Annotated in this window: 20 protein-coding genes, 2 tRNA genes and 1 riboswitch; of the genes, 8 read left to right on the forward strand and 14 right to left on the reverse strand. The window is 61.8% G+C overall.

The genetic code is table 11. From position 1 onward, the window contains the following. Nucleotides 1-15: 15 nt before the first annotated feature. The 8 genes from rseP to rpsB form a co-directional block, all read right to left on the reverse strand. Nucleotides 16-1,398 carry an RIP metalloprotease RseP gene (rseP, locus tag BDD18_RS03925; RefSeq protein ID WP_142081498.1) on the reverse strand — a complete coding sequence of 461 codons (1,383 nt, stop codon included), beginning with the start codon at nt 1,396-1,398 and terminating at the stop codon, nt 16-18. A gap of 25 nt (nt 1,399-1,423) precedes the next feature. Next, nucleotides 1,424-2,602, reverse strand: coding sequence for a 1-deoxy-D-xylulose-5-phosphate reductoisomerase (gene ispC, locus BDD18_RS03930; protein ID WP_142081500.1), 1,179 nt, complete (start codon nt 2,600-2,602; stop codon nt 1,424-1,426). Next, entirely contained in the window at nt 2,599-3,453 is an 855-nt protein-coding gene (locus BDD18_RS03935) for a phosphatidate cytidylyltransferase (protein WP_142081503.1), read from the reverse strand. The genes ispC and BDD18_RS03935 overlap by 4 nt, the downstream gene beginning before the upstream one ends. Nucleotides 3,454-3,461: 8 nt before the next feature. Next, nucleotides 3,462-4,193: a polyprenyl diphosphate synthase gene (uppS, locus tag BDD18_RS03940; RefSeq protein WP_142081505.1), complete on the reverse strand. Its 732-nt coding sequence runs from the start codon at nt 4,191-4,193 to the stop codon at nt 3,462-3,464. 32 nt (nt 4,194-4,225) lie between these two features. After that, nucleotides 4,226-4,786 (reverse strand): ribosome recycling factor, encoded by a 561-nt coding sequence (gene frr, locus BDD18_RS03945; protein WP_066695166.1) that lies wholly within the window; start codon nt 4,784-4,786, stop codon nt 4,226-4,228. A gap of 43 nt (nt 4,787-4,829) precedes the next feature. After that, the gene (gene pyrH, locus BDD18_RS03950; RefSeq protein WP_044396902.1) at nt 4,830-5,552 is read right to left on the reverse strand and encodes a UMP kinase; all 723 of its coding nucleotides are present in this window, start codon (nt 5,550-5,552) and stop codon (nt 4,830-4,832) included. Between the two features lie 53 nt (nt 5,553-5,605). Continuing rightward, nucleotides 5,606-6,532, reverse strand: a complete 927-nt coding sequence (gene tsf / locus BDD18_RS03955) for a translation elongation factor Ts (RefSeq protein WP_044396877.1) — start codon at nt 6,530-6,532, stop codon at nt 5,606-5,608. Nucleotides 6,533-6,640: 108 nt separating this feature from the next. After that, entirely contained in the window at nt 6,641-7,393 is a 753-nt protein-coding gene (gene rpsB, locus BDD18_RS03960) for a 30S ribosomal protein S2 (protein ID WP_044396879.1), read from the reverse strand. A gap of 173 nt (nt 7,394-7,566) precedes the next feature. Between rpsB and BDD18_RS03965 the strand changes: the two genes are divergently transcribed. From BDD18_RS03965 to BDD18_RS03975, 3 genes are all read left to right on the forward strand, one after another. Continuing rightward, complete coding sequence (locus BDD18_RS03965; protein ID WP_142081507.1) at nt 7,567-8,913, forward strand: amidase; 1,347 nt, start codon at nt 7,567-7,569, stop codon at nt 8,911-8,913. Continuing rightward, nucleotides 8,910-10,190, forward strand: coding sequence for an FAD-dependent oxidoreductase (locus BDD18_RS03970; protein ID WP_338071797.1), 1,281 nt, complete (start codon nt 8,910-8,912; stop codon nt 10,188-10,190). The genes BDD18_RS03965 and BDD18_RS03970 overlap by 4 nt, the downstream gene beginning before the upstream one ends. Nucleotides 10,191-10,281: 91 nt before the next feature. After that, nucleotides 10,282-11,829: an NAD(P)H-hydrate dehydratase gene (locus BDD18_RS03975; RefSeq protein WP_142081512.1), complete on the forward strand. Its 1,548-nt coding sequence runs from the start codon at nt 10,282-10,284 to the stop codon at nt 11,827-11,829. Between the two features lie 80 nt (nt 11,830-11,909). On the opposite strand, the gene rnr is transcribed toward BDD18_RS03975, so the two are convergent. Beyond that, a complete protein-coding gene (gene rnr / locus BDD18_RS03980; RefSeq protein ID WP_142081514.1) occupies nt 11,910-14,249 on the reverse strand; it encodes a ribonuclease R in 2,340 nt (779 codons plus the stop codon). Nucleotides 14,250-14,268: 19 nt separating this feature from the next. On the opposite strand from rnr, the gene BDD18_RS03985 reads away from it, so the two are divergent. Both BDD18_RS03985 and BDD18_RS03990 read left to right on the forward strand, forming a co-directional pair. Continuing rightward, nucleotides 14,269-14,353, forward strand: a tRNA-Leu gene (locus tag BDD18_RS03985). 162 nt (nt 14,354-14,515) lie between these two features. Beyond that, nucleotides 14,516-14,600, forward strand: a tRNA-Leu gene (locus tag BDD18_RS03990). 78 nt (nt 14,601-14,678) lie between these two features. Here the strand turns inward: BDD18_RS03990 and BDD18_RS03995 are convergent. Together BDD18_RS03995 and BDD18_RS04000 are read right to left on the reverse strand one after the other, a co-directional pair. Continuing rightward, the gene (locus BDD18_RS03995) at nt 14,679-15,116 is read right to left on the reverse strand and encodes a GNAT family acetyltransferase (protein WP_142081516.1); all 438 of its coding nucleotides are present in this window, start codon (nt 15,114-15,116) and stop codon (nt 14,679-14,681) included. 15 nt (nt 15,117-15,131) lie between these two features. After that, a complete protein-coding gene (locus BDD18_RS04000) occupies nt 15,132-17,861 on the reverse strand; it encodes a DUF349 domain-containing protein (RefSeq protein ID WP_142081518.1) in 2,730 nt (909 codons plus the stop codon). A gap of 990 nt (nt 17,862-18,851) precedes the next feature. Here BDD18_RS04000 and BDD18_RS04005 point away from each other — a divergent pair. The 3 genes from BDD18_RS04005 to nrdR all read left to right on the forward strand — a co-directional run bounded on the left by BDD18_RS04005 (nt 18,852) and on the right by nrdR (nt 21,733). After that, nucleotides 18,852-19,718 (forward strand): lytic transglycosylase domain-containing protein, encoded by an 867-nt coding sequence (locus BDD18_RS04005; RefSeq protein ID WP_142081521.1) that lies wholly within the window; start codon nt 18,852-18,854, stop codon nt 19,716-19,718. Between the two features lie 116 nt (nt 19,719-19,834). Then, nucleotides 19,835-19,985: riboswitch (ZMP/ZTP riboswitch) on the forward strand. Nucleotides 19,986-20,021: 36 nt separating this feature from the next. Then, nucleotides 20,022-21,266: a serine hydroxymethyltransferase gene (glyA, locus tag BDD18_RS04010; RefSeq protein WP_044402743.1), complete on the forward strand. Its 1,245-nt coding sequence runs from the start codon at nt 20,022-20,024 to the stop codon at nt 21,264-21,266. Nucleotides 21,267-21,283: 17 nt separating this feature from the next. Next, nucleotides 21,284-21,733, forward strand: coding sequence for a transcriptional regulator NrdR (nrdR, locus tag BDD18_RS04015; protein ID WP_044402746.1), 450 nt, complete (start codon nt 21,284-21,286; stop codon nt 21,731-21,733). Between the two features lie 168 nt (nt 21,734-21,901). Here the strand turns inward: nrdR and BDD18_RS04020 are convergent, their stop codons facing one another. Genes BDD18_RS04020 through aroC form a run of 3 tightly spaced genes read right to left on the reverse strand, consistent with a single transcriptional unit; the run spans nt 21,902 to nt 26,006 of the window. Beyond that, complete coding sequence (locus BDD18_RS04020) at nt 21,902-23,680, reverse strand: bifunctional metallophosphatase/5'-nucleotidase (RefSeq protein ID WP_142081523.1); 1,779 nt, start codon at nt 23,678-23,680, stop codon at nt 21,902-21,904. Next, a complete protein-coding gene (locus tag BDD18_RS04025) occupies nt 23,677-24,885 on the reverse strand; it encodes an MFS transporter (RefSeq protein ID WP_142081525.1) in 1,209 nt (402 codons plus the stop codon). The genes BDD18_RS04020 and BDD18_RS04025 overlap by 4 nt, the downstream gene beginning before the upstream one ends. A gap of 23 nt (nt 24,886-24,908) precedes the next feature. After that, complete coding sequence (aroC, locus tag BDD18_RS04030) at nt 24,909-26,006, reverse strand: chorismate synthase (protein WP_142081527.1); 1,098 nt, start codon at nt 26,004-26,006, stop codon at nt 24,909-24,911. Nucleotides 26,007-26,057: the final 51 nt, after the last annotated feature.

Consider the following 26,057-nt stretch of genomic DNA (forward strand, 5'->3'; position numbering starts at 1 on the left):
CTGAAGCCGATATGGCTAGGCAAATACGGCCAGAAGTTTGGCGAGGTATCGGGAGATATCGTTAAAAAGAGCGATAGACATAATCAAGGCAAGCACTGCCACGCCGCCACGCTGGAGGTATTCCATCCAGGTGTCGGAGACACTTTTGCCAGTGACTCCCTCCCAAAGATAATACATCAGGTGCCCTCCATCGAGCACTGGCAGAGGTAACAGGTTCAGCACGCCCAGGCTCACGCTGATGAGCGCGAGGTAGGCAAGGTACTGCATCAATCCCATCTCGGCGGAGCGACCTGCATAGTCAGCAATGGTCAAAGGGCCGCTGAGGTTCTTGAGGGATGCCTCGCCAGTCAGCATGCGCCCCATCATGCGCAAGGTGAGAGTTGACACATCCCACGTACGCTCAAAGCCCCGGGCCAGCCCCTCCCACAGCCCGTAGTCCACCTCGACCATCTCGGGGCTATCCCCCACATAGGCATTGATCCGCCCCACGGAGACGCTGCCGTCCGTGACGTTATCGGGCACCACCTCCAACTCCAGCATCTGCCCACTGCGCTCCACCATCCAGATCTGTGGAGCCACTTTGCCCTCTTGCACCGACGAGCGAATCAGCTCGCGCAGCTGCATTCCGTCCACCACATTGGTATTGCCTACCCGGCGCACCACGTCGCCGTTGCGCAGCCCTGCACGCTCAGCAGCTCCCCCTGGCATGACTTCACCAATGGATGGGCGCGTCCATGGGGCCATCACGCCAATTTTTCTAAAGAGCTGGGCATCGGCATCGCGCACATCCAGCACAGACAGATCCATCACCACTTCGCGCGGGGAAGCGCTGGGCGTGTTTTGCAGCTCCAGGCGCACACGCTCGCCGTCCAGGGCGCCCTGGGTCAATACCCAGCGCAGCTCTTCAAACGAACGCATCGGTACCAGCTCGTCGTCGCCCGTCGCAGCCCGGCGCACCAGCTCACCACCCACCAAACCAGCCTTGTCCGCCACCGAACCGGCAACAGGGCTCGATAACACGGCTTTGGGCTCCTGCACTCCACCCCAATTGACGATGGAATACAGCAACACAGCCAGCAGCAGGTTGGCCAGAGGACCCGCAGCAACAATCGCAGCGCGGGAGCGCAACGGCTGGGTATTGAACGCCAGGTGGCGCTCGTGAGGATCCACAGGGGCCTCACGCTCGTCCAGCATGCGGACATACCCCCCCAATGGGAACAGGCCAATGACAAACTCCGTATCGGAGCCCTTGCCCTTCCAGGTGAACAGCGGTTTGCCAAACCCCACCGAAAAGCGCAACACCTTGACACCGCATGCCACCGCCACCCGGTAATGCCCATATTCATGGATGGCGATGAGTAGCCCCAGAGCCACGAAAAAAGCAATAACGGTCAGCATGGGACGCTCCTGAAGAAACAGTCAGTCAAAGCGCCAGAGCCGCAGCCGCACGTTGCGCAGCCACACGAGCGGTGGCATCCAGCGCCAGCAAGGACTCCAACGAATCCGGCTTGGAGGGCTGCACCGCGTCCAAAGTTGCAAGGTTGACCGCATGGATATGGTCAAAACGCAGTTTGCCCGTCAGGAAGGCGTCCACAGCCACCTCATTCGCGGCGTTCAGCACTGCCGTGGTGCCTTCTGGGGCGTTCAACGCCTGCCACGACAGATGCAGTCCAGGAAAGCGCCGGACATCCGCTTCTTCAAACGTGAGGGCCGCCAGCGCTGCAAAGTCCAGTCGGCTGGCACCACTCTCGATGCGTTCGGGCCAGGCCAGACCGCAAGCGATGGGCACACGCATGTCGGGCGTGCCCAGTTGCGCCAGGATGGACGCATCTTTGAACTGCACCATGGAATGGATGATCTGCTGCGGATGGATCACCACCTTGATCTGCTCAGGCGCCAAATCAAAAAGCCAGCGGGCCTCGATGACTTCCAAAGCCTTGTTCATCATCGTGGCGGAGTCCACCGAGATTTTTCTTCCCATGGAGAAATTGGGATGCGCACAGGCCTGTTCGGGGGTGATCTGCGCCAAGGTCTCTGGCGCACGGGTACGGAACGGGCCGCCAGAAGCGGTGAGCAAAATGCTGTCCACCCGCTCGGCCCAACACGCAGGATCTTCAGGCAGGCACTGAAAAATGGCTGAATGCTCGCTGTCGATGGGCAGGAGGGTGGCGCCGCCCTCGCGCACAGCGCGCATGAACACATTACCACCCACCACCAGCGCCTCTTTGTTGGCCAGCAACAGGCGTTTGCCCGCGCGGGCAGCAGCAAGGCAGGGCGACAAGCCAGCAGCCCCCACGATGGCAGCCATGACGGCATCCACCTCTTCGTGCGACGCTATGATTTCAAGAGCGCCTTGCGCTTGCAGGACGGACGTTTGAAGCCCATTTTGCTTGATTTTTTCTGCCAGCAACTGCGCATGGGGAGCGCTCGCCATGACAGCGAAGCGGGGCTTGAATTGGGCGCACTGCTCCAGCATCAAATCGACCTGGGTCGCCGCGCTGAGCGCAAAGACTTCGTAGCGATCCGGGTGCCTCGCCACCACGTCGAGCGTGTTTTTTCCGATGGACCCCGTGGAGCCCAAAATCGTGATTTTTTGCTTCATACAGAAATAAGTCGGGTGAGCATCAGCGCCAGCGGAAGCGTTGGCAGCAACGCGTCAACCCGGTCAAGCACGCCCCCATGGCCGGGCAGCAGCCCACTGCTGTCCTTCACGCCCGCGCTGCGCTTGATCAGCGATTCGACCAGATCACCCGCCACACTCATGGCCACCATGAACACCACGGCGATGGCCAGGAACCACCAGCCCGCGGAATACAGGCGGGTATAAAAACTGGCGACGCCCGCCTGGAAATAACGGTCAGCTACAACCCAGGCCACGGCTAGGCACAACACCCCCGCCAAACCGCCCCAAACCCCTTCCCAGCTTTTACCTGGACTGATGGAGGGTGCCAGCTTGTTGCGGGTGAAGCGCAGGCCAAAAGCCCGGCCGGCAAAATACGCAAAGATGTCCGCCACCCACACCAGGGTGAGCACCGACAACAAGAAATTGATACCGAGAATGCGCGCCTGCACCACGGCAAGCCACGCCAGCCACAGCGCCAGCACACCCAAAACGATGCGCACAGGCGCGGGAATGAGCGGCCAGCCGGGTACACCGGCGCGCAACAACCAAGCAGTGCATGCCACCCACAGCCCGCAGCCCAGCGTCCACAACAGCGGCAACGGGCGATCCAGCCACCCAGCCCACCAACTGCCAGCACACAGGGCCAAGCACACAGCCGACAAGCCCAAGGCGGCTGCATTGCCACGCCCATTCAAGCGCCCCCACTCCCAGGCACCAGCCGCCATGAAGACCAGAACCACCAGGGCAAAGGGGGTGATGGAGGGATAGAACAACGCTGGCAGCAGGATGGCCAGCAGGACCAGGGCAGTGATGACGCGCTGTAGCAGCATGGGGCCTTTCAGCCCGGCATCGGATCACGATGCGCGGACGCTATTTGTTCAGAGGTTTTGCCAAAACGGCGCTCACGCGATTGGAAGGAGTCCAATGCCTCGTCGAGAGCCGCTTCGTCGAAGTCGGGCCACAGACGGTCACTGAAAAACAGCTCGGAGTATGCGGCCTGCCACAGCAGAAAATTGCTGATGCGCATCTCGCCGCCGGTGCGGATGATCAGGTCAGGGTCAGGCACATGGGACATGCCCATGGCGGCGTGCAGGCTTGCTTCGGTAATCGGCATACCCTTCGCGGCCAAGCCAGCTGCTGCTTGCGCGATGTCCCAGCGGCCACCGTAGTTGAAGCACACGTTCAGGATGAGGCGGTGGTTGTCAGCCGTGGCCGCCTCCGCCTGGGCCAGGCCCTCACTCACTTTGGCAGACAGACCTTCGCGGCTGCCGACAAAGTGCAACTGCACGCCATCCTTCTTGAGCTGGGGAACCTCACGGCCCAGGGCCATCGCGAGAAGCTCCATGAGGCCCGAGACCTCATCGGCCGGGCGGTTCCAGTTTTCAGAAGAGAAAGCAAAAACGGTCAGGACGGAAACGCCCCGCTGCACGCACGCACGTACGCAGCGACGAAGCGAATCCACCCCTTGCTTGTGCCCCGCCAAACGCGGCAGAAAACGACGTTTGGCCCAGCGGCCGTTGCCATCCATGACGATGGCAATGTGGTGTGGCACCACCGGGGAATCAGACATGTCAACGATCAGCCAGCTCCAGCGGTGGGAGCTCAGACCGCCATGATTTCTTGTTCTTTGGCCGCGACCAAAGTATCGATCTCGGCAATATGCTTGTCTGTGAACTTCTGAACGTCGGCTTCTGCGCGCTTTTGGTCGTCTTCAGAAGCGAGTTTGTCCTTGACCAGCTTCTTGACCCCTTCATTGGCGTCGCGGCGCAGGTTGCGCACGGCGATCTTGGCGCTTTCACCCTCATTGCGGGCCAGCTTGGTCATTTCCTTGCGGCGCTCTTCGCTCATGGGTGGCATGGGGACGCGGATCAACTCGCCCATGGAGGCAGGGTTCAAACCCAGATCGCTTTCACGGATGGCCTTTTCAATCTTGGCGCCCATGCCCTTTTCCCAAGGCTGGACGCTGATGGTACGCGAGTCGAGCAAGGTCACGTTGGCCACTTGACTCAGGGGCACCATGGAGCCGTAGTACTCGACTTGAATGCTGTCCAGCAAAGCAGGGTTGGCACGGCCCGTGCGGATTTTTTGCAGGTTGTTCTTGAACGCTGCGATGGACTGGTCCATCTTGGTTTCAGCGGTTTTCTTGATATCGGCAATCGTCATGATGGGTTCCTTGGGGCGAGACTGCTGGGGTTCTTGGGGAAGGTCAGGCGTACACCAACGTACCTTCGTCCTCGCCCATCACCACGCGCCGCAGGGCGCCATGCTTGATGATGGAGAACACTCGCACTGGCAGTTTTTGATCACGGCACAAGGCAAATGCGGTAGCGTCCATGATGCCCAGATTGCGGGACATGGCCTCATCAAAGCTGAGCTTCGTGTAACGCGTGGCAGTGGGATCCTTGTGAGGGTCGGCAGTATAAACGCCGTCCACCTTCGTTGCCTTGAGTACCACTTCAGCGCCGATCTCGGCACCACGCAGAGCGGCAGCCGTGTCCGTGGTGAAGAAGGGGTTGCCCGTGCCTGCCGCAAACACCACCACCTTGCCCTCTTCGAGGTACTGGAGTGCCTTGGGGCGGACATAGGGTTCCACCACCTGTTCAATCGCAATGGCAGACATCACGCGAGCGGTGAGGCCCTGCTTGTCCATGGCATCTGCCAGGGCCAGCGCGTTCATCACGGTGGCCAGCATGCCCATGTAGTCAGCGGTTGCTCGGTCCATACCGACTGAGCCACCCGCCACACCACGAAAAATATTACCCCCCCCAATCACCACCGCGACCTGGACACCCAGGCGGGTCACATCAGCAATTTCCTCCACCATGCGGACGATGGTGGCGCGGTTGATACCAAAGGAGTCATCGCCCATCAGCGCCTCACCGGACAGCTTGAGCAAGATACGCTTGTGGGCTGGCGCGGCGATGGTCATGGGCAATTTCTCCAATGGTTGATGGTGTTTGGGGGTTGAGCGGGGACGAAAAATTAGGCAGCAGCCTTGGCAGCGGCCACTTGTGCAGCCACTTCAGCTGCAAAGTCGTCCACCTTCTTTTCAATGCCTTCACCCACCACGTACAGCGTGAAGCTCTTCACGGTGGTGTTGGCGGCCTTGAGCATTTGGGCCACAGTTTGCTTGCCGTCAGCAGCCTTCACAAAGACCTGGTCAGCCAGCGAGACTTCCTTCAGGTACTTCTGCACTGCGCCGTCGATGCGCTTGGCGGTGATTTCAGCGCTTTGGGCAGGCTTGCCAGCAGCGATCAGTTCCTTGTTGGCTTCGTCAGCCTTGCCTTCGGCCACCGAGCGCTCCTTGGCGATCAGGTCAGCAGGCACGTCAGCGCTAGTCAGGGCCACGGGCTTCATGGCAGCGATGTGCATGGCCACGTCCTTGGCAGCCACTTCGTCGCCTTCGAACTCGACGACCACACCAATGCGCGAGCCGTGCAGGTAAGAAGCCAGCTTGGAGCCAGAGAAGTACTGGAAGCGGCGGAACGACATGTTTTCGCCGATCTTGCCGATCAGGCCCTTGCGCACGTCTTCCAGGGTGGGGCCGAAGCTGTCTTGCTCGTAGGCCAGAGCGCCCAGGGCTTCAATGCTGGCAGGCTTGTGCTTGGCGACCAGCTCCGCTGCGGCCTTGGCCATGGCGATGAAGCTGTCGTTCTTGGACACGAAGTCAGTTTCGCTGTTCACTTCCACCAGGGCACCCGTGGTGCCGTCGATGAAGCTGGCGACCACGCCTTCAGCGGTGATGCGGGAAGCGGCCTTGCCTGCCTTGGTGCCGAGCTTGACGCGCAGCAGCTCTTCAGCCTTGGCCATGTCGCCATCAGCTTCCGTCAGAGCCTTCTTGCATTCCATCATGGGGGCGTCGGTCTTGCCACGCAGTTCAGCAACCATGCTTGCGGTAATTGCAGCCATCTGTGTTCCTTCCGTATTCAGTTCAAAGTATTTAAAACTCGGGATAAAAAAAGGGGGCTAACCAGGAGCCCCGCTTTCCTTCGCGACCGCAGTCGCGCAGTCGGGTGCTTAGGCAGCCGACTCTTGCACTTCCACGAATTCGTCGGTGCTTTCCGAAGCAGCAGCCTTCACGACTTCGTTCACAGCGTTGGCGCGGCCTTCGATGATCGCGTCAGCAATGCCGCGGGCGTACAGCGTCACAGCCTTGGCCGAGTCGTCGTTACCGGGGATCACGTAGTCGATGCCTTCTGGGGAGTGGTTCGTATCGACCACACCGATCAGAGGAATGCCCAGCTTCTTGGCTTCGGCCACAGCAATCTTGTGGAAACCCACGTCGATGATGAAGATGGCGTCAGGCAAAGCAGCCATATCCTGGATGCCGCCGATGTCCTTTTCCAGCTTGGCGATTTCGCGGCTGAAAGTCAGTTGTTCTTTCTTGCTCAGGTTGTCCAGGCCGGTTTCCAGCTGGGCCTTCATGTCCTTCAGGCGCTTGATGGAAGTCTTCACCGTCTTGAAGTTGGTGAGCATGCCGCCCAGCCAGCGCTGGTCCACGAAAGGCACGCCAGCGCGTTGCGCTTCAGTAGCCAGAATTTCACGGGCTTGGCGCTTTGTGCCGACCATCAGGATCGTGCCGCGGTTGGCAGCCAGTTGCTTGGCGAACTTTTGGGCTTCCTGGAACAGTGGCAGCGACTTTTCCAGGTTGATGATGTGAATCTTGTTGCGATGGCCGAAGATGTAGGGGGCCATCTTGGGGTTCCAGAAGCGGGTTTGGTGACCGAAGTGGACACCGGCTTCCAGCATTTCGCGCATGGTAACGGACATAAAATACTCCAAAGGTTGGGTCTAAAATCCAGCCCCATAATTTGTTACTTCTGCTGAAGTGACAACACCTTGACGGGGCTGGTTTGCGATTGGCTTTGCCGCAACTGCTGCGCTCAGGCCGAAAGGACCACGCGCCACTGCATACAGCAAAACCCAAAGATTCTAGCACACCCATGCAAGCCGACCTGATCGCAACCCGGGCCTTGGTACAGGCGGGCGCCCTGACTGCCGCCCAGGCGATGGACGAATCCATGCGCCTAGCGCAAGCCCCCGCCGCCGCCCATGCCTTTGTATCCGAGCGCTTTGAAGCAGAGCGCGAGCGCCTTCAACACACAGAAACAGCACACCTGCCGCTGGCTGGGCTGGCTATTTCTGTCAAAGATCTTTTTGACGTGGCGGGGCAAGTCACTACGGCAGGCTCCCTCGCCTTGCAAGACGCACCCGCCGCAACCAGCGATGCGCCCGCCGTGGCGCGTTTGCGGGCCGCTGGCGGCAGCATCGTCGGGCGCACGCACATGGTGGAATTCGCTTTCTCCGGCATCGGCACCAACCCACATTTCCCAACGCCCGCCGCGTTCGACTACCGCTTTGGCCCCCTGCCCGGGGCAGCGCGGGCGCCCGGCGGGTCTTCTTCCGGCGCCGCAGTGTCGGTCGCCAGTGGTGCGTGCTACGCAGCGCTGGGCTCAGACACCGGGGGGTCGATTCGCATTCCTGCCGCGTTCAACGGCATCGTGGGTTTCAAAAGCACAGCCCGCCTGGTGCCCACCACTGGCGCCGTGCCACTGTCCACCACCCTCGACACCACCTGCGCCATGACCCGCAGCGTGCGCGATGCCATCGTGGTGCATGAGGTTTTGGCCGCGCGCCGCGTCACCCGCAGCTCGGCCCCCTTGTCTGCCTGGCGCCTGGCCGTGCCAACCCATACATTTCTCGATGGACTGGATGGCACCGTGAGCACAGCCTTCCAGCGCACGCTGGACCTGCTGCGCCAGGCTGGTGCACAGATCGAGTCGATTGATTTGCCAGAAACGGGCGAGCTGGGCCCCATGCAGGCGCAGGGCACCCTGGCTGCCGCCGAAAGCTACGCCTGGCATCGCCCGGTGCTGGCCCGGCATGCCGAGCAATACGACCCGCGCGTGCGCAGCCGGATCGAGCGCGGCGCAGCGATGAGCGCGGCCGACTACATCCACCTGCAGCACGCGAGGCAAGCGTGGATATCGCGAATGGAAGCGCGGGTTGCAGGCTTTGATGCCCTGCTCTCCCCCACCGTCGCCATCGTGCCGCCCCTGCTGTCTGACGTAGCCCCAGGGGAAGCGCGTGACGCAGCCTTCTTCCAGGCCAACGCCTTGGTTCTGCGCAATACCAGCGTGGTCAACATGCTGGATGGGTGCGCCTTGTCACTGCCCTGCCATGTGCGGGGCGAGTTGCCCGTGGGCTTGATGGTCTGGCAGGCCGCAGGGCGTGACGATGCCGTCTTGAACGTTGGCCAACGCATCGAAGAATTACTACAAAAACAATAGCTGCTGGCGCTTATCTACAAAGCGCTAGAGCCCCATTTCGCTATCAATCCATGAAGATCGCCATCGTGGGCGCCGGAATCATCGGCGTCACCACTGCATACGAGTTTGCGCACGACGGCCATGAAGTCACCGTGCTGGAACAACGCAGCGCAGCAGCGGAAGAAGCCAGTTTTGCCAACGCCGGCCTGTTATCGCCCTATCTGACCACCCCTTGCACCATCGCGGGCAAACCGAGCCCCACAGCGCAGCGCCCTTGGCACACGCACACCGGCATTCGGCTGGCCCAGGGGGCTGGGCTGCACGAACTGGCCTGGCTGTGGCGCTGGCGCCGCAGCCACACGCCCCTGTCCACCCTGGAGAGCCTGGCCCGATACAGCCGTGAACGCACGCAAGCGATTGCTGCGCGCCACGAGCTGGACTTTGAAGCCAGCACGGGCCGACTGCTGTTTTTCCGCACCACCAAGCAACGCGCGCAGTACCAGCCGCTGCTGGACTGGATGCGCGAGGCGGGCACGGCAGTGCAAGACATGGACGCAGATGCAGCGCGCCAAGTAGAACCCGGTCTCTCGCCCGAGGCCCCGCTGCACAGCGCAGTGTTGCTGCCCCATGCCGTGTCAGGCAACTGCCGGCTGTTCGCGCAAATGCTGCGCCAGGGCATGCAGGGGGCCGGGGTGCAATTTGTTTTCAATGCCCAGGTGACCAGCTTGTCGAGCCAGCCCACGGGAATCTGGGTGAATGGCGAGCCCGACATGCGCCGTTTTGATGCAGTGGTGGTGTGCGCGGGCGCAGCCTCGCACACACTGCTGCGCCCGCGCGGCATTCGGCTGCCCATGGCCCCGGTGTTTGGCTACTCGGTAAGCGCCCCTTTGCGCGAAGCCACCCATGCGCCGCTGACCAGCGCACTGGACGTACAAGAGCAAATCACCATCACCCGCCAGGGCCAACGCGTGCGCATCACCGGCGGCGCCGAGCTGGGCTCGCCCCAGGCTGCCCACCACCACGCCACGCTCCAAAAGCTGTACCGCACCGTCAACGACTGGTTTCCGGGAGGGGCGCAGTTGTCGGGCCCGCTGCAAATCTGGCGCGGCGCCCGCCCCACCCTGACCGATGGCGCCCCAGCCCTGGGCAGCACCGCCCTGCCCGGCATCTGGCTGAACACCGGTCATGGAGCGGGTGGCTGGGCACTGGCCTGCGGTTGCGCTCGTGCTTTGGCAGACATGCTGAGCCAACGCGCACCAGAGATCAGCGTGCAGGGGCTGGAAGCGCAGCGCTTCTGAACCCACGCTGCGCCCACCCCATGGGCGCAGCCAGCACGCACAATGTCGGATACAGCAGTTCCCGTGAACTGCGGGACTGCAAGACCTTGCCATGCAACGCATCACGCCCGACCAAACCTACCCCCTGTTCAACACCGAAGCCACACGCCGCCTGGAGCAAGCCATGGCGGCCCAGTTGGCGCCGCACACCTTGATGCAGCGTGCGGGCCTGGCTGTGGCGCAACTGGCGCAAGCCATTGCACCGCATGCCCGCACGATCTGGATTGCCTGCGGCCCGGGCAATAACGGTGGAGACGGGCTGGAGGCCGCGCACCATTTGGCCCGCGCTGGGCGCAAAGTCGTCATCAGCTGGCTGGGCACCACCGAGACATTACCGCCCGACGCACGCCAATCCTGGGAAAAAGCCCGGCACTGCACGAACATGGTGTGGGCCGGCACGCCCCCCACCGATCTGACGGAACAAGACCTGTGCATTGACGCCCTGCTGGGCATTGGGGTGCGGTCATCCACAAGGCAGACACCATCCGGTTCGGCACGTGGCACCGTGCTTGCGCATTGGCTGGCACAACTGCGCAGTAGCGCGGCCCCCGTGCTGGCGGTGGATGTGCCCTCTGGGCTCGACGCCGATACAGGCCAATACGCACCCGGACTGGAGCCTGCCACTCACCGTGCGTCGGCGAAACCCGGCACAGCACATTACACGCTGAGCCTGTTGACGTTAAAGCCCGGACTGTTCACCGCCCACGGCAGGGACGCCGCAGGGCAGGTGTGGCGGCATGACCTGGGAGCTACCGCCGAGACCGGGCTGAACCACGAGCCCCCCACCGCCTGGCTAGCGGGCCCACCCCCTCGCGGCAGCAGGCTGCATGCCAGCCACAAGGGCAGCTATGGCGATGTGGCCGTCGTCGGCGGAGAAGGTCTGGCCTTGCGCGGCATGGGGATGACCGGCGCCGCCTTGCTGGCGGGCTCCGCAGCATTGCACGGCGGAGCGGGCCGCGTGCTGGTCAGCCTGCTGGACCAAGACCAGGCCACCGAGATCCACACACAACCCGAACTGATGCTGCGCCGATTTGAGGCACTCGAACTGGAAAGCCTCAGCGTGGTGTGCGGTTGCGGCGGCGGGCAGGCGGTGCGCACCGTGTTGCCCGCGGTGCTGCAGCGGGCCCAGGCGCTGGTGCTGGACGCCGATGCACTGAACATCATCAGCACCGACGGTGCCCTGCAACAGGCGCTGACAGCGCGTAGCGCCAGGCAACGCCCCACGGTGCTCACCCCCCATCCGCTGGAGGCAGCGCGGCTGCTGCACACCACAGCCGCACAGGTGCAAGCCCACCGGCTCATGGCGGCCCGCGAACTGGCAGAAAAATTCCAGTGCACAGTGACTCTCAAGGGGTCCGGCACGGTCATTGCCCACCCCGACGACATTCCGCACATCAATCCCACCGGCAATGGGAGACTGGCCACTGCGGGCACAGGGGATGTGCTCGCAGGGCTCATCGGCGCAGGGCTGGCCGCAGGCATGCCACCATTACAGGCGGCTATCCGGGCCGTGTTTGCACACGGCGAAGCGGCCGATGCGTGGCCTCTCGATGAGCCTCTGACCGCCGGAGCTTTGGCGCGGAGGATCAGAATCGGGTAAGGCCAGGCGCCCAGCCAACTTCACCCATGCAGGGGCTGGCTCTACCAGCCCTCTCAGCGGCTTTCAGGCTTGCTGAGCATTCAACCTCGCCGGGGTTTGCGGGCCTTACCCCTGGATGATTTGCCCGAGGTCGCCGCCTGCTTGACCGCAGCCTTGAGCGACTGGATGGGAGAGCGCGCCGCGTGACTACGCCCCGCAGGCTCCAGATCAGTGGCCGCTTCCGGCTTGGACTTGCGCCCCTTGGCTGCCACAGTCTCTTTTCGACCAGTCTCCGAGCGACCTTTTCGCGCGCCGGAGTCGGCACTTACGCCTTTGTCCCTGAGTGCCCGCCCGAGCAGCTCCTCGTTCTCGCGCACCAATCGGAAGTCGATCTTGCGTCCATCCAGGTCCACACGGCTGACCTGCACACGCACGCGCGTGCCGATGGCATAGCGAATGCCAGTGCGCTCACCACGCAGCTCTTGTCGGGCCTCGTCGAACTTGAAGTATTCGCCACCCAGCTCCGTGATGTGCACCAGGCCTTCGACGTACATCGCGTCCAGGGTCACAAAAATGCCGAAGCTGGTGGCTGCACTGACCACGCCGCTGTACTCCTCGCCCAGATGCTCGCGCATGTACTTGCATTTGAGCCAGGCTTCCACATCACGGCTGGCTTCGTCGGCGCGGCGCTCATTGGCACTGCAGTGCAAGCCCGCAGCCTCCCACGCCTGGATTTCCCGGCTTAGGGGTTTGACGTCTTTTTTCGGTTTGGTTCCTGGGGCAGCAACGCGCCCCGCCAGCCGTTTGGCCAGCTTGGCATGGGCCTCGCCCGGGGTGGGCAACACGGGCAACTGGTACCGGGTGTTGCCCAAAATGGCCTTGATCACCCGGTGCACCAGCAAGTCTGGGTAGCGGCGAATCGGGCTGGTGAAGTGGGTGTAGGCCTCAAATGCCAAGCCGAAATGACCGCTGTTGATGGGCGTGTAAATGGCTTGCTGCATAGACCGCAGCAGCATGGTGTGAATTTGCTGCGCGTCAGGCCGCTCTTTGGTCGCCTCGGCAATGGCCTGGAATTCAGAGGGCTTGGGGTTGTCGCTGATCGACATGCCCACCGCCATGGCCTTGAGATACCCGCGCAGGATCTCCTGCTTCTCAGGCGTGGGGCCCTCGTGTACACGGAACAAGCCGGGCTGGCCGCCCTGCTCAATGAAGTCCGCGCTGCAGACGTTGGCCGCCAGCATCGCCTCTTCGATCAGCTTGTGCGCATCGTTGCGCGTGCGGGGCACGATCTTCTCGATACGGCCGTTTTCGTCGCACACGATCTGGGTTTCGGTAGTTTCAAAATCCACCGCACCACGCTGTTGGCGCGCCACCTGCAACGCGCGGTACACGTCGTGCAGGTTGAGCAGATCTTTCACGCGATCCTTGCGCTTGCTGGCCTCAGGGCCACGCGTGTTCGCCAGGATGGCCGCCACCTCGGTGTATGTGAACCTCGCGTGGCTGTACATCACGGCGGGATAGAACTGGTACGCGTGTACCTCCCCCTTGGCCGTGACCAGCATGTCGCACACCATGCACAGTCGTTCCACCTCAGGGTTGAGCGAGCACAAGCCATTGCTCAACTTCTCGGGCAGCATGGGAATCACCCGGCGTGGGAAGTACACACTGGTGGCACGGTCATAGGCATCAATATCGATGGCACTGCCGGTTTCCACGTAGTGGCTCACATCGGCAATCGCCACCAGCAAGCGCCAGCCCTTGCCTCGCCCCACCTTGGCAGGCTCGCAATACACGGCATCATCAAAGTCGCGCGCATCTTCCCCGTCAATGGTGACGAGCGGCACATCGGTCAGATCAATGCGGCGCTTCTTGTCGATGGCCCTGACTTTTTCTGGCAGCGCCTTGGCTTGGGCTAGGCACGCTTCAGAAAACTCATGCGGCACACCGTACTTGCGCACCGCAATCTCAATCTCCATGCCAGGGTCGTCAACCTCGCCCAGCACCTCGGTGATGCGCCCGACGGGCTGCCCAAACAATGCCGGCGGCTCAGTCAACTCCACCACCACAACCTGGCCTGGCTTGGCAGCACCAGTTGCACCCTTGGGAATCAGAATGTCTTGCCCGTAACGCTTGTCTTCCGGGGCGACGAGCCAGACGCCACTCTCTTGCAAAAGCCTGCCAATCATGGGCTGAGAGGGGCGCTCGATAATCTCTACCACCCGGCCTTCCGGACGGCCGCGGCGATCTTGCCGAACGATGCGCACACGAACGCGGTCTTTGTGCAGCACTGCTCGCATCTCGTTCGGGGGGATGTAGATATCTCCCTCACCATCGTCACGAATGACAAAACCATGCCCATCACGGTGCCCCTGGATGCTGCCTTCGATTTCGTCAGACAGGTGTGCGGGCGCAGCGCCGGGGGTGTTTTTTTTGATATACAATCTAAATCTTTCCTGAAATGCCCAGGTGGCGGAATTGGTAGACGCACTAGTTTCAGGTACTAGCGAGTAACATCGTGGAGGTTCGAGTCCTCTCCTGGGCACCAAGTTTAACGACAACCGATGACGGTTTTCGAAATAAAAAAGCCACTGCATGTTCAGTGGCTTTTTTGTTGGAGCAGGAGCTTCGCTGAGTCATTTTTTAAAAAATGACCGAGAAAGCCGAGAGCATCAAAAATTTGCTCTATAATTCAAATCTTTCCTGAAATGCCCAGGTGGCGGAATTGGTAGACGCACTAGTTTCAGGTACTAGCGAGTAACATCGTGGAGGTTCGAGTCCTCTCCTGGGCACCAAATTCAAAAACCGCTGCAAACGCAGCGGTTTTTTTTTCGCCCAAAGCATGGTGAGGGATTCAAACTACCCCCCAGCTTTCAGATATCAGGAATCAGACGCTTGCCTGACGAGAATGCATCGTCCCGCGCATAACCCAACTTATCGCAGAAGCTGAGCACACTGGCGTTACTGGTGCGTACAAGCACATTGACTTTGGGACAGCCCAGCGCCAGCAAGCGTTGTTCCACCTCCTCCATCAGGGCGCGCCCCAAGGACATTTGCTGATGGCCGGGAGCGACGGCCAGGTAATAGACAGATCCTCGATGCCCGTCATAGCCCGCCATGGAGGTGGCTACCAGAACATCAGCCCCTTGGCTATCGGCCGGCAAGTTTCCCACGAGGAAAAGCTCTGGCTGGCAATGACTCTTGCGCTCAATATCCTTGTACGGATCGTTCCAAGGCCGGATCAGTCCGCAGTCACGCCATAGCGCGACTGCGGCCGATGCATCGGTCTCCCGAAACGGGCGAATCTTCAACGCCCGTACCGCCACTTATTTGCGCAGCAGCGTCTTGAGCACGTTCTGCAAACGGCGGGCGCTGCCTGCATCACTGGCACTCGACAACACACGAGCGGTGTCGTCACCCCATGTCTGGGCTGGCGACGGATCATTGCGGCGCGTCAGCAATTGCAGTTGCAGCATGCGGCGGGCAGCGATGTGCTCTGCGGGGGTTGGCACTTCTGCGGCAATCTCCAAGCGCAACAACGCTTCAGCAGCGTCACCCTTCGGAGCAGCAGACAGCGCCTGCGCCCAGGCGGCACGGACGGACGCAGACACACGTCCACCCAAATCCTGAGCACTGGGTAGCTGGGTCGCGTCTCGCTTTTCCCAAGCCGTCAGCAAGTGCGTCAATGCCTCGCCATGGGCCTGCGCAGCCAGTTTTTTCAGCGTTTGCTGCGCGTGCTCCATGGCATCACGCTGGGCACGGAATGCCGTATCCCCCAAACGTGGGCCACGGTCTTCGCGTTCTGGGCGGTCGCCAAAACGACCACCCCGATCGTTGCGATCACCAAAGCGCCCATCTGCGCGAGGGCCGCGACTGCCATCCCGATCACCTGGGCGACCATCTCGGCGATCTCCGGGACGAGCACCACGCCCCGCCACTGCAGGGGCATCCTTCTTCATGCCAGGCCGGTCGTCACCACGCACCGCAACCACAGGGCGCGCAGCAGGCTTGGGAGCTGCGGGCGCTGGGGCCGCGGTCTCGCCAGAGGCATCCGACGGCTGCTCGGATGCTACAGTTTCTGTAGCATCTTGCGCTGACACAGCTTGGCTCTTCTCGGAATCTGCTTCACTTTCGGCAACCGCCTGAGCCGCCAGCGCTTGGCCACGCAAAGCCGCCTCAAGGGCTTGCATGGCGGCGCGAATCTGCTGGGCATCGCCACTGGCATTGGCAGCCTCCAGCGCTTTGGAAGCCTCCAGCACAACGCGGTCGCGTGCGCTCAATTCCGTCGTGGCGCGCTCACGCTCCGCCGATTTGCGATTGAATGCCTCATCAATCGGCTTGCGGAAGGCATCCCAAAGTTTTTGCTCCTGCTTGCGGTCCAGCGGCACCGACTGGGCTTCGGCTTGCCAACGCTGCTGCAAGGACTTGACGGCATCGATGCGCAACACAGCAGCAGCACCGAGCGCAGCCGCTTCTTCGATCATGGCATGGCGTCGCGCCAGGCTTTCCTTCTGCGCAGCTTCCAGAGGAGCAGCGGCAGCAGCAATCGCCTGCTTCCACAGGGGCTGCAACTCAGCAAACAGCTTTTCGCCCACATGTCCGCTTTCACGCCAGCGGTCACCAAACTGGTAAAGCGCACGGTGGATGCCCTTCCAGTCGCCAGAGGCAGCGTGCTCCTGGGCCCATGCCTTGACCTCTTCAATCAGCGCCAGACGCTGGGCCTTGTGCTCAGCAGCCTCGCTACGGATCTTGTCCAGCCAGGCCTCGACCACCTTGTGAGCCGCATTGCAGGCTTCGTCAAACTTTTTCCACAGCGCATGGTTGGGTGCGCCGCCTTGGTCCGTTTGCTTCCACTGCTCACGCAATTGACGCAGCGTTTCCTGCATCTTGCGGCCACCCAAGGCCTGGCCTTCAGGGCGATTGAGCAGCCCTTCGGCTTTGGCGACCAAGTCCTCGCGCACCTGGTCAGCGCTCCAGCGCTGCCAGCCCTCCAGTTCACCTGCAGCAACCAAAGCGGAATGGACTTGCTGCTCCAAAGCAGCATCGATGTGCTTCCCTTGGGTCTTGAGCACTGCGCGCAGCGCAGCAGCCGCGCCTGCACTGGCTTTGCCGTGGCCTTCAGCCGTTTCTTTTTCCAGCGTAGCCAACGCTTCGCGCACCGCCTGTACGGCTTTGTCACGCACTTCGGGGTCTACCTTGGGCTTGGCGGGGCGGGCTGACTTGGCCGCGGCAGCCGCTGCCTCAGAAGGCAAACCACGGGCTACGCGCAGCTCATCGGCCCACACAGGCACGGGGGGCAGAGGCGCATTGACGTCTTCAGCAGCCGCAACAGCCTGCGCCAGAGCGGGCTGAAACGCTTCCCACACCACCAGCAACTGGGCCTTGGAGCTTTCCAGCTGTTGCGGAAAGCGTGCTTCCACGCTCACCCAGCTGGCATCACTGGTCAGCCCCTGGGCTTGTTCTTGCCAGCGCGCAACGTCAGCACGCAATAACTCCAGAGCTGCCTGGGCATCGCGCCAGGACTTGGTGGAAAGCACCTCAATGCGCTGGGCCAGCAACACTGCGGCCTCGCGCTGCACCTGCACGCGGTGCTGCAGATCTTCGATGACTTTGACACGGTCAGCAATCTGTACCTTCAACAGCGACAGCGGCTCCCTCGACAAAGGCGCACCGGCCTTCGCTGCATCGCGCTGCCATGCCAGGGCATCGGCAATGTTGAGCTTGGAGGCAGACAGCAAAGCCTGGGCTTTGTCTGCCCATTCAGCCGCGATGGCCTCTTGGCCCTTGGCACGGCGGATTTCGTCCAGTCGCTCGCGGACCGCACGGGCAGCACCCTTGTCACGACCGCTCAACTCCTTGAACACTTCTTGCAACTGCTCCGGCGCAGGCTGTGTGGTCAACCACTCGCGGATACGCGACGCCCGTTCTCCGGACGTGGCTGCAGAGAACGCGCCACCGGTCAATGCATCCAGTGGATGCGGCTCATGGGTTTTGGCCGGGGCCGGATTCACTTCAGGTGCTTCAGACATTTTGCTGCGGGAAAAAAAAGGAAACATGGGTTCATTGAAAAACAGAGAAGGCCTCAATGGGAGTCCCTGAGAACCTTCCCGGCCCTACACAGAGGGGCCGCGATGACGAGAACAAATATCTGCAAGGAGCTGCGGCCTGACCTCAAGCGAGGAACAACTCGCTAATGATGCCGCTGCACTCAACCCTGGGGCATGACTTGACACAAAGACTCCCAATGCACTTCTCGTCATGCCTCGTGCGGGGCTGCACCTATGGCACCGCCCCAGGAAAGGCTCCCATTATCTATATATATGCAAGCGCAGTTGCATTGGCACCGTACGGTGGGACGAAAGCACGCAAGAGTTACCTGCATAGCAACGGCTGCGCCGCAAACAAGAAAGCCCGACCAGCACCACCACAAGGCAGGCTGACCGGGCTTGACGGCTGACACAACGGTCTTTGCCATCTATTCGCACGATGGAGGAAATCGTCCTGCGTGCGAGGGGGCAAGAGATTGCCCCCAAGGGGTTGCCTTGAAAGCCTTGCCTGCTGCACCTGGGCACTGAATGCCATCGGAGGGAGGCTTGGCTTCGTTCGGCGATGCCTGAAATCACAGGCAATTTCACCTTATCAAACCGGGCATCGAACTTCAAGCTGCAATTTAAATCGGACTCATGCCACCGATAGGTTCTTTGACACCGATGCTCGCTCCCTCAAGGGAAATTCAGCAATTTGGACTGTCACAACAGAGAAAAACTGGCTAAAACCACAGTTATTTTATAATTTTTTTGTCTTAAAACTATTTTTGATAGTATTGACCAAGCATTAAGTACCCTCCTAGAATCCGCCAGCCTTGAAAACCAAGGCATCCAAAGTCCCAATCCGCTGCCGAACCCGGCTAAGTCAACACTGTCTCCCCTGCACTACGCAGTCACCGCAGACAGCAGTTGATGGCGTACCAATCCAAGCGGAAGCTCGCTTCAGCACTGCGAACACCAGCAGTCACTCCAGAGCCTCCGCCTCAGAAAGGAAGAGCTATGACAGCGTCAGGAAAATTTGTCTCCGGCCTACGAACCTTCGTGACCGATGTGACCAATGGTTTTCTTGAAATCACCCACAACAGCTTTGCCCTCATCGGCCTGGCTGTTGCCTTTGTTGCGATCACCTTGACTGCGCGCCCTGATCTGCGCCAGGCAGGAGAGGAGCAACTCATGAACTGGCTGCAGGAGCGACAAGTCGCAGCCATCGGCATGCCCGTAGAGCCCGACGCCAGCGAACGCGCTACGGCAGGCAACCCGAAGGACCTGCCCAAAGAGCAGGCGGCTGTGGCCTTTTGGCTGAGCAAAAAGTACAAGGTGGCTCCAGAGCCCCTGAGCGTTCTGGTCGCTGAGGCGTATGACATTGGCACACGCACCAAGCTGGATCCGACACTCATCCTCGCCATCATGGCCATCGAGTCAAACTTCAATCCGTTTGCCCAAAGCGCGGTCGGTGCGCAAGGCCTGATGCAAGTGATGACCCGTGTGCATACGGAGAAGTACCAGAATTTCGGTGGGCACTTTGCAGCGTTCGACCCTGTGTCCAACCTTCGCGTCGGCGTGAAGGTGCTGCAGGAGTGCATTGCACGCGCAGGTTCGATCGAAGGGGGTTTGCGCTACTACGTGGGCGCCGCCAACCTACCAGACGATGGCGGGTACACCGCCAAGGTGATGGCAGAGCATTCGCGCCTGCGCCAGGTGGCCAATGGTCGGTCTGTGCCTGTCAATGCGCCCGTCATGCTCTCCACCCAAGCTCCTGCGGCCACACCGGCGCAAGCTATTCCAGCCGCATCGCGCAATGCTGGCGAACGCCCCTCGGCCGAAGCCGACAGCAAGGTCGCGTTGCTCGGCTCTGTGGGCTCCTGAAGCCAGGTGCTGTCACCCCGCGTGGCAGCACAGTATTCAGACCAGACACTTACCAAAACGCCCAGCGGACTCAAAGCGCCGCCACCCGGCAGGCCCATGAGTACCTCAGCTACACTACGGGGGTACGCGACTGGCGATAGGCGTGGCACTTTTCAGGTGTCACCGCTGACGTGGAAAACAACAAGATCCGTCATCTTGTGAACCACTGGGGAGCGTGCCGCGAAGGACCTGGGCCTGAGCGTTCCGCCGTTCGCCTGGGCAGCCCTTGTTTCAAGGGACATAAGTTCATAGGACTGCCATACCATGTACGACCGCAAAATTCTTGTCGAACAAACCGATCCCGAGCTGTTTGCTGCCATCCAGGCTGAAAACGCCCGCCAAGAGCACCACATCGAGCTGATCGCCAGCGAGAACTACGCCTCCCCCGCCGTGATGTGGGCGCAAGGCACCCAGCTCACCAACAAATACGCCGAAGGCTACCCAGGCAAGCGCTACTACGGTGGCTGCGAGCATGTGGACGTGGCGGAGCAATTGGCCATTGACCGCGTGAAGAAGATCTTCGGCGCCGATGCGGCCAACGTGCAACCCCACTGCGGCGCATCTGCCAATGAAGCCGTGTTCCTGGCCTTCCTGAAGCCCGGTGACACCATCATGGGCATGAGCCTGGCCGAAGGCGGCCACCTGACCCACGGCATGCCACTGAACATGTCGGGCAAGTGGTTCAACGTGGTTAGCTACGGTCTGGACAAGAACGAAGCTATTGACTATGACGCGATGGAAGCCAAGGCCCGCGAGCACAAGCCCAAGCTGATCGTGGCTGGCGCATCTGCTTACAGCCTGCACATCGATTTCGAGCGCTTTGCCAAGATCGCCAAGGAAATCGGTGCCATCTTCATGGTGGACATGGCCCACTACGCTGGTCTGATCGCCGCCGGTGTATACCCCAACCCTGTGCCCCACGCCGACGTGGTCACATCCACCACGCACAAGAGCCTGCGCGGCCCCCGTGGCGGCATCATCCTGATGAAAGCCGAGCACGAGAAGGCGATCAACAGCGCCATCTTCCCCGGCCTGCAAGGCGGCCCCCTGATGCACGTGATTGCCGCGAAGGCCGTGGCCTTCAAGGAAGCACTGACGCCCGAGTTCAAGGCCTATCAAGAGCAAGTGGTGAAGAACGCCAAGGTCGTGGCCGAGACGCTGACCCAGCGTGGTCTGCGCATCGTGAGCGGTGGCACGCAAAGCCACGTGATGCTGGTGGACCTGCGCGCCAAGGGCATCACGGGCAAGGAAGCCGAGGCTGTGCTGGGCGCTGCTCACATGACCATCAACAAGAACGCCATTCCCAACGACCCTGAAAAGCCGATGGTGACCAGCGGCGTGCGCATTGGCACCCCCGCCATGACCACCCGTGGCTTCAAGGAAGAAGAAGCGCGCCTGACGGCCAACCTGATCGCCGACGTGCTGGACAACCCACGCGATGAAGCGAACATCGCCGCCGTGCGCGAAAAGGTCAACGCCCTGACCGCACGCTTCCCTGTCTACCGCTAAGCAGGTAGCCAGCGACCATGAAATGCCCCTTCTGCAGCCACCTGGAAACGCAAGTCGTTGAAACACGGGTGTCTGAAGACGGGGTGTTCATCCGGCGCCGCCGCCAGTGCGGCGCCTGTGACAAGCGTTTCACGACCTACGAGCGGCCGGAAGTGAACTTTCCGGCCATCGTCAAGAAAGACGGTCGCCGCATCGAGTACGAACGCGGCAAGCTGCTCGCCTCTTTCAACCTGGCGTTGCGCAAGCGCCCGGTGAGCACCGAGCAGATCGATAGCGCCATTGAGCGCATTGAAGAAAAGCTGCTGAACCTGGGGCAGCGTGAGGTGAACTCTGGCCGCATCGGCGAGCTGGTGATGCGCGAGCTCAAGAAGCTCGACAAGGTGGCCTATATCCGCTTTGCCAGCGTGTACCGCAGCTTTGAAGACATTGACGAGTTCAGAGCGCTGGTAGACGAAGTGCGCAAATAGGCTGGTGTTGCCGGGGTTGTGCAGGCAAATACAACCAAGCTATCATTTTTATAGCTGCCAGCGCTTACCGTATAAGCGCTGCAGGCCAATTTGGCCGATATTTTTCAATCACCTGGGCATCAATCGCTTCAAAGCCCCCACGGGCAGATGCGCTCTCACCCCAGCCCACTACGGGGCGCGCTGGATGCGGTTGGTGAGCGGTGGCGCAATCGGGCTGTGTGCCAGCACGTAGGCCTCCAGCACATCCAGATCGAGATCACCACCCGTGGTGTCTCGCCCCTCCATGAACACTGTGAAGCCATCCCCGCCACTGGCCAGAAAGCTGCTGATGGCCACCCGTACTTCGGCGGTGTCCTCCAGCGGCTTGCCATGCAGGGTCATCTGGCTGATGCGCGAGCCAGCGGGTTGCGACAGGTCGTACCGGTAGCCAAATCCTTCAGACACCGACAGCACCCGAGGGGACTGCAGCGTGCTGGTGCCGCCGGCAAACTGTTGCTCCAGCACCGCGCGGATCTGCGCGCCGGTGTACGTGCGCACCATGATGTTGTTGCCAAACGGCTGAACGCTGAAAAGCTGCCCATAGCGCAGCTGGCCTTGCGCATCAGGTACCAGATCAGCCCGCAAGCCACCGGAGTTCATGAACGAGAGCTGGGCACCGCCTTTCTGCTGCGCGCGGGTCGCGGCCAACTGGGCATCTGCCACCAGATTGCCCAACGCGCTTTCCAGCGCTTCGTTGCGCACGCGCAGCAGCGGCGCGCTGGCCTGGCCCACGGGCCGCTGCGCCAGGGGTTCGGCTGCGGCCTTGTAGCGCGCCACGAGTTGTTGCACGAACGGGTCGGCCGGATAGGCCGGAACGGCAGCGTTCAGGGGCACCAGCCCCTGGCTGCCGGTAAATGCCTCGCCCTGCACGATGTGGTTGTGGGCACTTTTGCGCACTAGCTTGCGGGTGGCCGTATCCACCCGCAGTGACACCTCGGTCAGCAACGCGCCGTACTGCCCGGCGCTGGTCAGCAAAAACGGGCGGGCTGGATTGATGCGGCCGTAGTCACAGACATAGGCCTGGTGGGTGTGGCCGGAGACGACCACATCCACAGAGGGGTCCAGCCGCTCCAGAATCGGCACGATGTCGCCGTTGATGCCAGAGCATTCCTGCTCCAGCACCTTGGCATCGGTGTAGCCCCCTTCGTGGATGGCGACCACGATCACATCCGCGCCCTGGGCGCGCAACTGGGGCACCAGGGCATTGGCCGTGGCGGCCTCGTCTTCAAAACGCAGGCCTTTCACGCCCGCAGGGCTCACCATGGTGGGCGTGGCCTTGAGCGTCATGCCGATGAAGCCCACCGCCACGGTGGCATTGCCCTGCGTGAAACGTTTGATGCCCGTAGCTGGCAACAAAGGCTGGCCATCTTCACGCACGGTGTTGGCGGCCAGAAAGCGGAACTTGGCCCCTTCAAAGGGCTGGCTGATCTGGCAGGGCTCGCGCACCGTGAATTTCTCGCAACCGCCCTGCTGCAGGCGCAGCAGCTCTTGCCAGCCCCGGTCAAATTCGTGATTGCCTACTGCAGAGAAGTCGATCTGCATATGGTTCACGGCTTCGATGGTGGGCTCGTCCAGGAACAGGGCCGACACCAGGGGCGATGCACTCACCATGTCCCCAGCGGTGATCACGGCATGGTGCGGATGCCGGGCCTTGAGCTGCGCGATGGCGCTGGCCAGGTAGGCGGCGCCACCGGCGGGCACACGCTCCACGCCCTGCTGGCTGCGGATGGGTATCGCAATGTGGGGCGGCTCCAGGTTGCCGTGAAAATCGTTGAAGGCGATCAGCCCGATATCCACGAAGTTGGCCTGAGTCTGCGAACCGGGGGGATGGGCGCAGCCCATCAACGTGGTCAAAGTGAGGGTTGCCGCCAGTGCGGCGACCGCTTTGCTAGCTTTTTTCGCGATCATTCCAAGCTCCGTTCCTTGAGGGCGCTGTGCCCCACCTTCCAGGCACACAGGCAGGACAACACACTGGCCGCCATAGCCGCCCAGTACACCGACGCCAAGCCAGCAGCATCGCCCAAAGCGCCCCCTGCCAATGCCCCCACCACGCCAGGCAGGCCATAGGCCAGCACCGTGTACAAGGCCTGCCCGCGCCCGCGCAGACGACCTGGGAAGTATTCCGAAAGCAGCGCCATGCACACTGTATGGTGGGCCGCAAAGGTGAGCGCGTGCAGCATCTGCGCCACCACCAGCACCAGCAACCACGCACCTGCGGCAGCCGTCATGCCCATGCGCAGCGCCATGGCAGCAGCGCACACCAGCAGCCAGCGACTCAAGGGCCAGCGCGGCAGCCAGCGCCCCTGGGTGAAGAACCATGCGATCTCTACCACCACAGACACCGCCCACAGCACGCCAATGGTGGATTTGCGATACCCCAAGGCATCCAGGTACAGCGAGAAGAACACGTAGACCGCAATGTGGGCCAGCACGTGAAAGCAAGCCGATGCGAAAAACCACCGCACCTGGGGCCTGCGCAAGACGGGGGCCATGGCAGGCCTGGCGCCATGACTGGTGCTGGAAGAAGGCTGCCCCTCTTCCAGGCGGGGCAAGAGCCAGGTGCTGGCCACCACCGCCACCAGGGTGGCCAGCGTCCAGCCTGGGAAGTCGGCCATGCCAAACTTCTCAAACCACGCCCCGGCCGCAAACACCGTGACCAGAAAGCCCAGCGAGCCCCACAGCCGCACCCGGCCATAGCGGCGCGCATCGAAGCTGCCTTCCTGGCTTACCAAGTGGGCCATGGCAGCCTCGCTCATCGGCATCATGGCGCTGGTGTGGGTGAACATGAGCAGCAGCACGGCCGCAATCCACCAAGTGCCGCCGGGCACCCACAGGCCCGCTGAAATCACCAGCGCAAGCGTCGAACACCAGCGCAGCAAGGGCACACGCTGGCCGGTATGGTCGCTCAACACGCCCCAGCCATAAGGCGCAAACAGGCGCGTGAGGGATTGCAGCGACGTCAGCACCCCGATGGTGACCAGGGGCAGGCCCAGACTTTTGAGCCAGAGCGGCAGGTACGGGTTGAAAAACCCGATGTGTGCGAAGTAACTGGCCGACAGGGCAGCAAACGGCACCAGCGGCCGCCGCGCCCCCAGCGTGCGCAAGCGCTGCATGCGAGGCGACTGCCTGGCAGGGCTTACAGGAACGAGGCTTTGATGGGCGCCACCGCGTGCACCACATCGCCGCACTGGGCCCGGTGGCGCAGGGCATGGTCCATCACCACCAGGGCCAACAGTGCCTCGGCGATGGGCGCAGCACGAATGCCCACGCAGGGGTCGTGCCGCCCTTTGGTGATCACCTCGGTGGGGTTGCCGTGGACGTCGATCGATTCACGGGGGCTGATGATGGAGCTGGTGGGCTTGATCGCCAGGCTCACTTCCAGGTCTTGCCCGGTGCTGATACCGCCCAGCACCCCCCCAGCGTTATTGGACATGAAGCCGTTGGGCGCCATGGAATCGCCATGGGTGGTGCCGCGCTGGGCCACGCTGGCAAAGCCGACGCCAATTTCCACGCCCTTGACGGCGTTGAGCCCCATCATGACGAAGGCGATGTCGGCGTCCAGCTTGTCGTACAGCGGCTCACCCAAGCCTACCGGCACGCCAGTGGCCTGCACACGGATGCGCGCACCGCAGGAATCACCCGCCTTGCGCAAGGCGTCCATGTAGTCCTCGTATTCGGCGACGTCAGCCACCGGCGCAAAGAACGGATTGCTGCGCACGTGATCCCAGCTCTCAAAGGGGATTTGCAGCTCGCCCAGCTGCGTCATGCACGCACGAAACTGCGTGCCGTATTGCTGCTGCAGCCATTTCTTGGCCACGGCACCAGCCGCCACGGTGGGGGCCGTGAGCCGGGCAGACGAGCGGCCGCCACCGCGAGGGTCACGAATGCCGTATTTGTGCCAGTAGGTGTAGTCGGCATGCCCAGGGCGAAAACTCTGCGCGATGTTGCCGTAGTCCTTGCTGCGCTGGTCGGTGTTGCGAATGAGCAGGGCAATGGGGGTGCCTGTGGTCTTGCCTTCGTACACCCCCGAGAGAATTTCCACGGCATCGGGCTCGTTGCGCTGCGTAACGTGCCGGCTGGTGCCTGGGCGGCGGCGGTCCAGGTCGATCTGGATATCGGCCTCGGACAGCGGCATGCCAGGCGGGCAGCCATCAATCACGCAGCCGATGGCTGGACCATGGGATTCACCAAAATTGGTGACAGTGAAAAGGGTGCCTAGGGTATTGCCGCTCATGGCGAGGATTATCCCAGAGCAATTCAGTCCTACATGCGCATAGAGCGCTTG

Source organism: Acidovorax temperans (assembly GCF_006716905.1).
Taxonomy (GTDB): domain Bacteria; phylum Pseudomonadota; class Gammaproteobacteria; order Burkholderiales; family Burkholderiaceae_C; genus Acidovorax; species Acidovorax temperans.